The organism is Buchnera aphidicola (Anoecia corni), assembly GCF_964056675.1.
GTDB lineage: Bacteria > Pseudomonadota > Gammaproteobacteria > Enterobacterales > Enterobacteriaceae > Buchnera_E > Buchnera_E aphidicola_B.
The window spans coordinates 424,992-437,559 of the sequence record NZ_OZ060371.1 but is presented as its reverse complement, the minus strand read 5'-3'; the positions used below and the strand labels follow the sequence as shown (position 1 = coordinate 437,559).

Sequence of the window (12,568 nt, the reverse complement as noted above, 5' to 3'; positions counted from 1 at the left end):
ATTTATAATATACTATGTATATTTTAATATTTATAATAGTAGTAATTTATAAACAAATATTCGGCTTAGGAAGTCCAGCTATTTTGGTAGCTTGTTTTAATGGTCCTTTTGGAAATAGTATAAATAAGTACTGACTATTAAATATTTTTATACTATGGTTTTTTTTCATATTTTGAATAATTATTCTTAATGAAGGACATAAATGGAATTCACAATAAAATTGCCGAATAAAAAAAATTATTTTCCAGTGGTCTTTATTAAGAGTCAAATATTCTTTTTTTGCTATTCTATTAGCTATATTTAAGTTCCATTTTTTATAGTTTAATAAGTATCCTTTAGAATCTACATTCATTATTGTTAACCTAGTTTTAAATAATTTTTAAATAAATAATTTTATTTGTTTTTATTTATATTAAATTATAAGAAACAATTTAGTGCAAGTTGTTTTTTACAAAAGCATTTTATATGCTTGTTTATTAAATGAAGAAAAAAGATAGTATATGCACTATATATATATATAGTGAAACATTATTTATTTTTTAATATTTTTAGTTATGTAGTATACATTGATTAAAATAAATATATATAACTTTTATCTATTTTTTTAAATTAGTTTTGTATATATATATATTATATAAATTTATATATTAATTGATTTATATAATCAGTTATAGATTCTAAAAAAATATGTTTATATGTTACAAAAACATAGTTATAGACATTTTAGTAATATTAAAAATTTTACGAGTGTAGTATATAATTTTATTTATTTTATATTTGTGTATTATAAATATATTTTTTTTTTACTATTGGATTTGTAGAAGGATAGTTTTTTAAATAAATTTATATAAATATTGAATTTTAGTATTAGTTTAAATATTAACTTTTTAGTATTCAACTTAGTAAATTAAATGAAATTAGAATAATTTATTCTATATATTTATGTATTTCAATATTCTTAAATTTTTTAAAATATTAAAAATAATTTTTTTTCATTTTATATAGAAAAAATAGTATTTTTCAAAACTTATTTGAATTCTGCTTTGTTATTCATTCAAATTTTAAAAAATATTTTTTATATAAAAAATAATCAATTATTGCAATATTGCATCCTTCTTAAATTTTAAACCTGGTTAAAAGAGATTATTATTAATAATATATATTTTTTAAGATTTTACTATCATTAAAGTTTTATAAATTTTCTAAATATATAGTTATATATAACGTATATTTACATCTTTAAATGTTAACAGTTATTTAACGTAAATCAATAATATGTAAAAAATAAATATGATTACATATGCTAATATTTTAAAACTATAATTGTATACACTTACATGTCAAATATGTAATAAGTTTGTTTTAGATGTAAAAATATCAATTATATTTGATACAAATAATCATCATTAAAATTTAATTTAAAGGATATTTATATATATAAAATAGAAACGTTTTTTTTATAATCATAAAAAATTAAAATAAATAGTTTTTTTTGTATATACAATTATTTTTATTGTATAATTTTCTTGTTAAATTATTATGATATTGTTTATTTGTAATAAATAAAACTAATTTTATAGTTGTAAGTTAGTTTTCTTTTCTTTTAATTAACTTTAAATTAGAATGTTTTTATTTGTTAAAAATATTTTATTATAAACTAACACTTTATATTTTAAATGAATTTAAAATTTTGAAAGTTAACAAAATTGATTTTTATTAAATTTATTTAATTATTTTTTTAAATGCATTTAAATATATAGAAATACATTTATATAATATTAAATATATTAAATACATAAGTATAAAATACTGATTTTTTAAACAATATTTGTTTTCATATTTTTAAAATTATAGAAAATCATTCTATTATGTTTGTACATATTATTAAAATAATAAATATTGATTAAAAAATAATCTTGTTTTAAAAATTAGTTTTAAAAACTGTTTTTAGTATATCTTAGCGCAATAGCAGCTTTATCTAATACTCCATTAATAAATTTATGACTTTTTTCAGCTCCGAAAGATTTTGCTAATTCAATTCCTTCATTAATAGAAACCCTATATGGTATATCGTTTCTTTTTAATAATTCATAAAAAGATATACGAAGAATAGCTTTTTCTATTTCTCCTAATTTTTTTAAATCACGTGAAAGATATGGAGATATTAGTTTATCAATATGTTTGTAATTGTTAGTAACTCCAAGTATTAGTTCATAAAAATATTCTATATCAACATTTTTATTATCATATTCTAAAAAAAAATAGTCTATATTATCTTTAATGTTGTTATTAGATAATTGCCATGAATAAAGTAATTGCACAGCATATTCTCTAGCTTTTCTTCGTTCTGACGGTTTCATACTTATCCTGTAAGGTATTATTTACATAAATAGTTATTTAATGATTGAGAATTTTTATTAAAAATAATTTTAATAAATTTAAAATTATGATACTAGCAGTGTATTAATGCATAAACATCATTTATATTAATTATCGATGCTTTATTAAATTAGTAATTTAATATTTTTTTTAAGAATAATTAATTTTTTAATGTAAATTAAATTTTAAATATAAAACATTAGGAAACATTCATAATTTAAATTAAAGGTATTCAAAAAATATATTAACATATTTAACATATAATTATTTTAAACAAAATAAAAAATATTTATTTTGCAAATAAATTGTTTTTAATTTCAATATTTTAAACAAAAGTATTGTTTTTTACTTTTTAATTCAATAAAATATAAGAATCAATATATAGTTTTATTTATTTTTTAATATAGTGTTTTCTTTAAACAATTAAATTTTATGCATAGAATGAATAGATAAAACATATGCTTTTTAAGTTTAGTATCAATAAATTTTATTTATACATTAAAAACAAAGTAAGTGTTTTTTATTTAATATGTAATATCTTTTAATTTTTTAATGTAAATTAAAATAACGTTAATTATTAATATTTTTTTGCAAATGTTTTTAATAGTTAAATAATCGTTTATTTAAAATAATTAGATTTGTTTTTAAATAAATATAAAGTACTGATTTTTCTAAATTAACTACTGTAATAAGATAACATAAAATATATATATGTCTAATTTATTAAATTCTTTTAAATAATGAGTAAAATGTAAGATTAGAAATTTGTTTTTTAAAAGACTAGTTGCTCAAATTTAACAAAAAATATTTTTTGTAAAATTAGTAAATTCAATATAAAATTATATGATAAATTCTTTACTTCTATATATGTAGGTGTACATATAAAACATTATAAACTATATATTCAGAACAATTTATGTATTAAAAAAAATTATTTTTAATTATTTTTAATTTTAACAAATATAAAAATGTTGCTAAATACAGTTTAGTAATGTATAATAAGACTTTGTGACATAAATAATATAAACTATTATTTAGTAATGTTTAAAAAAATCGCGGGGTGGAGCAGTCTGGTAGCTCGTCGGGCTCATAACCCGAAGGTCGTTGGTTCAAATCCAGCTCCCGCAACCAAAAACATATTCAATGTTCATTGATAAAAATAAAAACCCATAATTGTATATCAAAAATTTTTTCGTTTCTTAAAAAAAATAATTGTTAGTTAAAATTTTAATTTTTATATATTCTACTAAAATTAGTATTTTTCAAGCGTAATATTTTAAAAAAAACACTTTTTTTCCCATAAATATAAATTTCTTTTTTTGATCTTGTAACAGCTGTATAAATCAATTCTTTACTAATAAAATTACTGCTAATTTTATTAGGCATTATTAAACTAATAGAATTGTACTCTGAACCTTGAGAACGATGTACTGATATAAACCAAGCCAACTTATAATTAGTAATAAGATAGCAAGAAATTTTTTTCAATGTAGAATTAGAAAGTAAAAAAAATACTTTTAATTTTTTTTTATCATCATATAACACTATTCCAATATCTCCATTATGAATACCTAAAATATTACAATTTTTTGTAATTATTATTGGTTTTCCTTCATACCAAACTTCTTTTTCAAATAAATTTAAACTTTTTATAGATAAAAAGTTATATTTTTGTATGTAATATTCTATTTTTTTATTTAAAATATTAGTTCCAAAATTATTAATGTTTGTTGCACATAAAGCTTGATGATATTGAAAAATAGTTAAAATATTTTTAGGAGATTCATTATTTTTAATAGATTGAAAATAGTTTTTGTAACATTTAATAATATTTTTTATCATACCTAAATAACTTTCTTTATCATTTATTTGAAAAAAGTTAATTTTATTTGAATTATTATTTAAAATTTTATTAATAGTTTTAACGTCATTTTGTAATATAGCTTGAGAAAACAAATCAATACTTGAGTTTTTTTTAAAACGATAGCTTTTTCTTAAGACAACAAATTTATTACTAATATAATTTAATTTTAAATTACTTAATGTTAAAAGTGTACTATGTCCTAATTTTTTTATGTTTTTTATAAGATCAATTGTGTATCCATTTTTGTAATACTTAAAAATATCTTTAAATATTGCCCCAGATCTTATAGGAGGTAATTGATGAACATCTCCTAAAAATAGAAGTATTGTTTTTTTTGATAATGAATCTATTATTTTACAGAACATATCAATATCAATCATAGATGATTCATCAATAATTAATAAGTCTAATTTTAATATACGATTCTTATTATAATAAGGTTGAGAAAAATTATTCTTAATTCCTAATAAAGAATGGAGTGTTTTAATTTTATATTCAAACATTATTTGAGCATTATTAATTTTTTTATTTTTTTTTAAGTCTAGAAGTGTTTTTTGAACAGAATATGCTAATTTCATTGTAGATTTTCCAGTTGGAGAAGATAATCCAACACTAATTTTCTTTTTTTTAACAATAGAAAACGCGCTAATTAATTTCGCTATCATAGTAGTTTTACCTGTCCCAGGTTTTCCTACTATAAAAGTAGTTCTATTCATTAAAGCGATAAGAAGAGCTATTTTTTTTTCTTGTGAATCGCGTTTTAAAAATAATAAATTTATTACTTCAATATATTTTTTAATGTATTTAGTACTGTATATTTCTTTTTGATGTATAAAATCTATAATTTTTTTTTCTAATTTCCACATAGAAAATAAGTATAGCGAATGATTATCTATGACGATAGGAGCTATTAAATTATTTGGATCAGTTGTTACAGCACTAGTAGCACTAATTTTTCTTATCCAAAGATTTTCTTCAAACTTTATTTTTTTCCAAATTTTATTTAAAAATTGATTTTTTTTTTATAAAAAAATATTTTTTTTTTAAAAAAATAAAAGGAAGACATATATTTCCTTTCCATGTAAAATTACTAACACAAGAAGCTAAAAACATTAATTCTTTTTCATTTTCTTTAGCAATTGTTATAGAAAAATGAAAATCAAAAAATCGAATAATGTTTTTTTTTACTAACAATAACAATAATTTTTTCATAATTTTTTTTAAAAAACTCCGGAAAAAAGTTGATCTAACTTATTTATTAAAGAAAAATTCGGAACTACATGAAATATTCCATTATTTTTGCTTTTTTGTCTGTTATCTATTGCTCTTAAAAAAATATAAATAATACCTCCAAAATGTGTTACATAATTGTATTTTGGAATCCTTAATTTTAAATATCTATGAACAGCAAGAGTATATAATTTATACTGTATGTGATAATAATTTTTTTTTATAATTAATTCTAATGCTTCACTAGAATAATAACTATCATTGGATCCTAACCAATCTGATTTATATTCTAAAATATAAAATTTTTTTTTATGCATTACAATTAAATCAATAAATCCATGAAGCAAACCATAAATTCTATTAGACAATTGATTATATATTTTTTTTTCAGAAAAATTTGAATCATTTAAAATATTAAATAAATCTAATTTACGTATTTTTTTAAATATTGGAATATGAAATTCAAATTCTTTTTTTAAAGAATTCGGATTTAATTTAAATAACTTAAGTTCATGGTATAGAAAAGAAGTATTAATGATATTATTCATCCAATGTGTTAAAGGAGAAACCCATTTTTCTTCTAAACTAATTTTAAACATTTGTTTTTGGATCCAAACTTTATTAAATAAATGTAAAAAATTATGCTTTTTTAAAAGCAAATGTAAAAATTTTCCAATTTTTTTTCCTTTTGGAAAAGTATGAGGGTTTAGTTCTTTTTTTATTAGATTTTTTTTAACATTTTTACTTTTTTCTATAAAATATTCATTAAAATTTGCAGATTGGTTTGAAAAATATTTAATTAATTTAGAATAACTCAAAATATTCCAGGTATTTAGTTTTTTTCTGTTGAATGTATTTGTTGTTAATGAATACATATTTTGCTGTTTTTCATCTTTTATTTTAGAAAAAGATCTTATATAATTAGTAACATTTATTACATTTTTAAGGTGCACTAGTTTAAAACTTTTAAACAAATCATTAGAATTTAAATAGGATTTATTTCGTAATAAGTATCCTAATCCAGTTTCATATAACGATCGAGTATTATTTTTTTTTTTATAAACTGGAGCTACACTTATACTACAATGCAATATGGATCTAGTTAACGCAACATATAACAATCTTAAATCTTCAGAGAGTATTTCTTTTTTAGACAAGATTGTATTTTTTATGGTTTTTTCTAGATCTAAATTAAAATAATTTGTTTTTTTATTATAAAAAATACATAAATCATTTTTTAAAAAAGAAATTCCGAATGGAATCCATACAATAGGAAATTCTAATCCTTTAGATTGATGTATACTAATGATTTTTATACAATTTTGAGAATATGATCTTTTAATATACTGTAGTTTAACTTCTTTTTCTTGACATAAAATTTTTTTTTCTAACCAAGATAACAATAAATTTTTAGACTTAAAATAATAACTTTTTTGTTCTAATATTTCTGCTAATTGAAAGTAGTTTAAAATAGAATGTTTTTTTTTTTGATTTAGTATAGATTCAAAATTCGAGTTTTCATTTAAAATAACTTTTTTTATAAAAAAAGAAATTCCAAAATTTTTCCAATATTTTTTATATAAATACATTTTTTTTAAGAAGTTATAAAACATAGTTTTATCGTTTTTTAAGCAATAAACATCAAAAAAATTTTTAAAAAAAACATTAGACATGATTACTTGATCTAAATATTTTTTATTATTTAAATCTAATATAGATCTCATGATATAAAATAAATTTTTTGCTTCTTCAGAAGAAAAAATCGTTTTTTTCTCAGAAAAGTATGCAGATTGTATATTTAATTTATTCAATGATTTTTGAATTATATCAGATTCGTATTTATTTCTTACTATAATTGTAATATGTTTTATATTTAAAAATTGATAATTTCCATTAAAATATAATTTTGCTTTTTTTTCTTTTCCTTTTTGAATCCAATAATTTATATTACCTGCACATTTATCAGCACTATTTTTTTTATAATTTTTTAATGAAATTAATTTTTTAGAAACAAAAAATATTTTTAATGCTGATTGAGTAACACTATGTATTTTAAAAGACATCTTGTGTTTTTTGACATTAATTCTATTTGGAACAGAACTTTTTAAAAAAGAAATATCTTGAAAAAGAAACGGAGTATTGTTTTTACTAAAAATAATATTAATGCTTTTGATCATATTTTTAGAGGATCTCCAATTACTTGTCAATGTATGTATATTTTTAATTTTTGATCTTATTTTAAGATATGAAAAAATATTGGAACCTTGAAAACTATAAATAGCTTGTTTAGGATCTCCAATTAAAATTAAAGAAGAATAATTTTTTTGTGTATATATTTTTGAAAAAATTAAATATTGTTGATAACTAATGTCTTGAAATTCATCTATAAATGCTATAGGATATTTTTTTTGTAAATCAATAGTAATATTTTTATTTATTAAAATTTTATTTTTAATTAAAATTTCTAACTCATTAAATTCTAACTCAAAATTTTCCTTTTTTATTTTTTGTACAAACATCTTTATTTTTTTTATAGCATAAAACACAAATAACTCTTTTAAAGAAAACTTTATTTTTAAAAAATTATCTATAGTTTTAAGAAAATTATTTACTACGTTATTTTGTTTATCTATGTATAAAAAATGTGTCTTTAATTTAAAATCAAGTAATTCTTTTGGTATATAGTAGTTTTTAGTGGTAGAAATAGACCATTCAGTTATTGAATTGAATATTTTTGATAATTTTTTAAGTTTATTATTCATATTATTAAAAATTAAAGATTTATATATTTTTAATATATTTTTATTTTCTTTTTTCCAATAATTTTTAAAAAATACTATATGACTAATTAATATTTGATGTCTTTCAACTAAAGATTTTTTATATATTGCATGTTTTATAATTTTCCCAAAATGAACGTTTAACCAAGGAGTTATATGCATGAATAATGCTAAAGGTTCTTTCCAATATGTAAAAATAATTTTTGATATATCTTTAGGAAGTTTATAACAATAACATTGCCAAAAAGAAATAGTAGCATTTAGTTGTAAGTTATGAACATCTGTAACGAACTTGTCTTTAAAAATGATTCCACAGGAAAATTTATATGTATTTAATATATACTTGTAATAACTATGCACGGTGTAAATAGCGATTTTATCTAAATTGTTTAAAGCAAAAGTTAATGTTTGAATTGCTTTGTTAACGTTTTTTATTTTCTTTATAAAAGAAATAAAGATAGGATGGGTTGTGTAATTTTTTTTAAACGCTGTTTTTAGTTCAAATATTGTTTTTTGAATTCTTTTTTTTAATTCTTTTTTTGCATTATTTGTAAAGGTAACAATTAATATATTTTCTATATTAATTTGTAATGTTTGCAATGTTGTATCTTTTATACCTAATAATAATCGTAAATATAAAAATACGATTGTAGAAGTTTTTCCAGTTCCAGCTGAAGCTTCAATAAGATGTTGTCCTGGAAAGGAAATGTTAAATATATTAAAATTTTTATTCATTATTAATAATATATATGATTTTTTCTTAAAAAAAGTATTTATTTAACGAATGTTAACTTTTTTATAAGAATATTTTAAAATAGGAAGAAACCATTTTTTTGTATTTTTAAAAATTTTTTCAATAATTTTTTCATTTAAACTAGGTATTAATTTATGTACAAAAACGTCATCTTTTTCTCCTTGTTGAAATTGATTTCCATTCCATATTTGCATAAACTTTTCTTTGCTTGCTTCAATGATATGTTTATTACTAGAAATTTTATTTAATTTCTTATCAAACATTGTATTTAACCAATGCATTCCAGAAGAAGTAAGTAAAATAGGATTTTTTGATCCTATAACAAATCCACATACATATTTTTTTAGATAATAAATTGATTTTGTTTTATTTAAAGAGTGAAGATGCCACTCACTATTTTTAGATCCTATTAATATACTAGGTTTTTTTCCTCCTAAAGCACAATAAATTAAATGTTGTATCCAAAATGACATACCATCTTTTAATTTTAAAATAGAAGGTTTAAAACAAAGAATTCCAAAATGATGATTTTTTTTTTCTTTAAGAACTTTTATTTTTCCTTTTAAAAAAATATTATCGATTTTTAAATTAAAAATATTTTTTTTAAATGAATTCGGTGTTAAAAACGAAATTTTATTTATTACATTTTTTATTTCTTCCTTTTGTTTCGAAAAACAATTTTCTCCAAAATATTTATATGGCAATTGTCCAGAAAATAGAAATCTATTAAAAATAGTATCTAGTTTTTTATTTTTTAATTTAAAATTAAATATTTCGTCATTTAATTTATATCGATTTAAGTAATCTATAGAAAAAGGTTCGAATTCTGAAACGTTTACATTAATTTTTGATATAGAAATGTGTAAATAATATTTAAAAAAATAAAAAATTGGATTTTTCCAAAAAAATATAAAATTTTCTATTAAAATAATATTGTTATTAAATACAGATCTAGAATAAATTTTTTTTTTGTTATTAAAATTAGAATCTGAATAAATTTCAGATTTTTTTAGCCGTTTTTGACTAATTTTTGTATGTTTAGAACATTTTTTTAATTTATTTTTATCACAAATAATCGAGTAATGATAGTGTTTTATAGTAAAGTCTTCTTTTTTTATATTTATATAATTAAAGTAATTAAAATTAATTTTTATAATTTTTTGAATATATTTTTCTAATTCTTTTATAAAAGGTGATTTAGATGTTTTATTTTTATATGCACACTGAGATTTAAAATAACTAATAAAAAAAAAGTTTTGTGTATTTATTAAAGTAACTAAAAAACAATATTTTTTTAATTCATAAGTATCAGTATGCATAGCAGTGTTGTAATAACTTGTTAAATCAAAATAATCATAATCTTTTATTTTTGGATAGCTTTCTTCATCACATCCTAATAAATAAGTTACTTTATATGGAATATATTCAAAAGAATAAAAATCAGAAACAATAACAGATCCAGTAAATATTTTATTTTTTTTTATAAAACTATTTATATTTTTTAATATTTCTTCTATTAACAATTGAATATTTATTCGATAATTTTTTATTATTGAAGCAGTATTAATTGTCTTTTTCCAGGCATCTAGAATTAATTTAAGATATTTGTTTGTTTTTTCATTGTTTATGTAAAAGTCATGTATTATATTTTCTCCAATTAATTTCCAATTTTTTATTTTTTTTGAAGTAGACAATTTTTTTTTCCATTTTTTTAAGAAAGAAATAAATATTAAAAATTTATTTAATGTATTAGATGCATCTAAATTAAAATCATGAGAAGAAAATATGTTATTCCATAGTATTTGTTCTTTTTTATTTATAGAATAAGAAATAATCATCCTATTTATTCCTTTTTCCCATGTATTATGTATATCAATTGGTAAATTTATTTTCTTTAAATGTTCTTGATCTATACCCCATTTGATATTAGATTGTTTTGTCCAATCATCTAACCACTGTACTTCTTGTTCGTTTAATAGAAATTTTTTGTATATAAATGGTAATCTTAACAAAAAAAATATTTCATTGTGAAAAAAATTACATTTAGATAAGTTTAATAATTTGAAAAAACTATTAAAAATTAAGTTATCTGTATTTATTTTTTTATTTACTATAATGAAAGGAATACATTTTTTTTTTTCTGGAGAATTAAATATTGTTTTTATAAATGGAAGATAAATATTAATATTTGTACTTTTTATAATAATATCATGAGGAAATATATCTAAATTGTTGTTAAAAATATGTAAAAGATTAGTATGAAGTACTTGTACTTCAATTTGAATAGAAGAACAAATATGTATTTCTATAGAATTATCTATATATATGTTTTTTTTTACATTTCTTTTGTTGTAGTTTTTTTTTTGATATTTTTTAATAACGTTTTTTTCACGATCCAATACAATATTAGATTTAATTAAATTTAATATAGTTGTATTTTTATTATTAATGGAAAATGTATTATATAAATTTATATATTGGTTGGATATTTCTTTTAAAAAAAAAATAGAATTAAATTCTAACTGACCCCATAAATTTAGTAAATGATTATTAAAACGTAAATTTTTGTTGGTATTTTTTATTTTTTTATTAAAAAAATAACAGTTTTTAATGAAATTAGAAATTTTGTTAGATATATTTTTTTTTTTTTTTTTTGGTAGTGAGTAGTATACTGATTGTTGCTAACAGTAAAAAAAAATAGATACACATCTATAAATTTTTTGTTTTTAATAACAGATAATAAATCATAAATTGACGATTGTACTGTTCCAATTAAAAAAACACGATTTGGAAAGTTAAGTATATGTATTTTTTTCTTATTTATGTACCTAATATAGTGTCTTAATAACTTAGGATAAAAACATAATTTATCGTTAGTATCTTTTATATGTTGAATTAGGAACATCCATATTTTTTCTTGTAATATTTGATTTTTTAATTTAAAAAAGTGTTTTTTCTTATCCCATTCGTTAATCCAATCCGGTCTATTTTTAATGTATTTTTTAAACAAATCAGCAATATGTGACAAAAATAAGTATTTTTCAAAAGAATTTTTGAATTTTTTCAAAAAAATTGCAATATTTTTTTTTTTAGAAAGTAGTAACAAATACCATAAGATAGTATCTTTTTTTATTTCTATCAACTGTTTTTTTTTTGGAATTATACATTTATATAATTTTCTAATGTAAGAATTTATATGTAATATTTTTATGTTAGCTGTTATTCCTAATTTTAAGGAAAGTGAATAATTCAACCATTGCTTAATCTCTTCACTATTAACTAATATAATTTCTGATGTTAAAGGATTATCTAATGGATTTTTTTTAATATGAGTACATATAGTATTTACTACTATATTGAGATCATTAGTTTTATATAAAAATAGCATGAATTATTTTATTTTTAATACAAAATATATAGTTAATTTATTTTAAATTAAAATTTTATATTTACAACATAAATACAATATAAATATATATTTTTTTTTAAAAAATAAACTTGTATTTATATTGTAAAAAGATATAGATTTTTTTTACAGTTGATAACTGTTTAAATAGTTTA

General features: G+C 18.1%; 7 protein-coding genes and 1 tRNA gene. 1 reads left to right on the top strand and 7 read right to left on the bottom strand.

Annotation, left to right across the window (positions count from 1 at the left end):
* Window positions 1-46: 46 nt before the first annotated feature.
* Entirely contained in the window at window positions 47-352 is a 306-nt protein-coding gene (locus AB4W63_RS01830) for a TusE/DsrC/DsvC family sulfur relay protein (protein ID WP_367680892.1), read from the bottom strand.
* A gap of 1,582 nt (window positions 353-1,934) precedes the next feature.
* Window positions 1,935-2,360, bottom strand: a complete 426-nt coding sequence (gene nusB / locus AB4W63_RS01825; protein WP_367680891.1) for a transcription antitermination factor NusB — start codon at window positions 2,358-2,360, stop codon at window positions 1,935-1,937.
* Between the two features lie 1,073 nt (window positions 2,361-3,433).
* Here nusB and AB4W63_RS01820 point away from each other — a divergent pair.
* Window positions 3,434-3,510, top strand: a tRNA-Met gene (locus AB4W63_RS01820).
* Window positions 3,511-3,606: 96 nt separating this feature from the next.
* Here the strand turns inward: AB4W63_RS01820 and recD are convergent.
* The 5 genes from recD to AB4W63_RS01795 form a co-directional block, all read right to left on the bottom strand.
* Complete coding sequence (gene recD / locus AB4W63_RS01815; RefSeq protein WP_367681207.1) at window positions 3,607-5,229, bottom strand: exodeoxyribonuclease V subunit alpha; 1,623 nt, start codon at window positions 5,227-5,229, stop codon at window positions 3,607-3,609.
* A gap of 13 nt (window positions 5,230-5,242) precedes the next feature.
* Complete coding sequence (locus AB4W63_RS01810; protein WP_367680890.1) at window positions 5,243-5,455, bottom strand: hypothetical protein; 213 nt, start codon at window positions 5,453-5,455, stop codon at window positions 5,243-5,245.
* Window positions 5,456-5,463: 8 nt separating this feature from the next.
* On the bottom strand, window positions 5,464-8,988 hold the full coding sequence (recB, locus tag AB4W63_RS01805) for an exodeoxyribonuclease V subunit beta (RefSeq protein ID WP_367680889.1): 3,525 nt from the start codon (window positions 8,986-8,988) through the stop codon (window positions 5,464-5,466).
* A 42-nt stretch (window positions 8,989-9,030) separates the two neighbouring features.
* Window positions 9,031-11,406, bottom strand: coding sequence for a hypothetical protein (locus AB4W63_RS01800; RefSeq protein WP_367680888.1), 2,376 nt, complete (start codon window positions 11,404-11,406; stop codon window positions 9,031-9,033).
* Window positions 11,407-11,585: 179 nt separating this feature from the next.
* Window positions 11,586-12,395 (bottom strand): exodeoxyribonuclease V subunit gamma, encoded by an 810-nt coding sequence (locus tag AB4W63_RS01795; protein WP_367680887.1) that lies wholly within the window; start codon window positions 12,393-12,395, stop codon window positions 11,586-11,588.
* Window positions 12,396-12,568 lie beyond the last annotated feature (173 nt).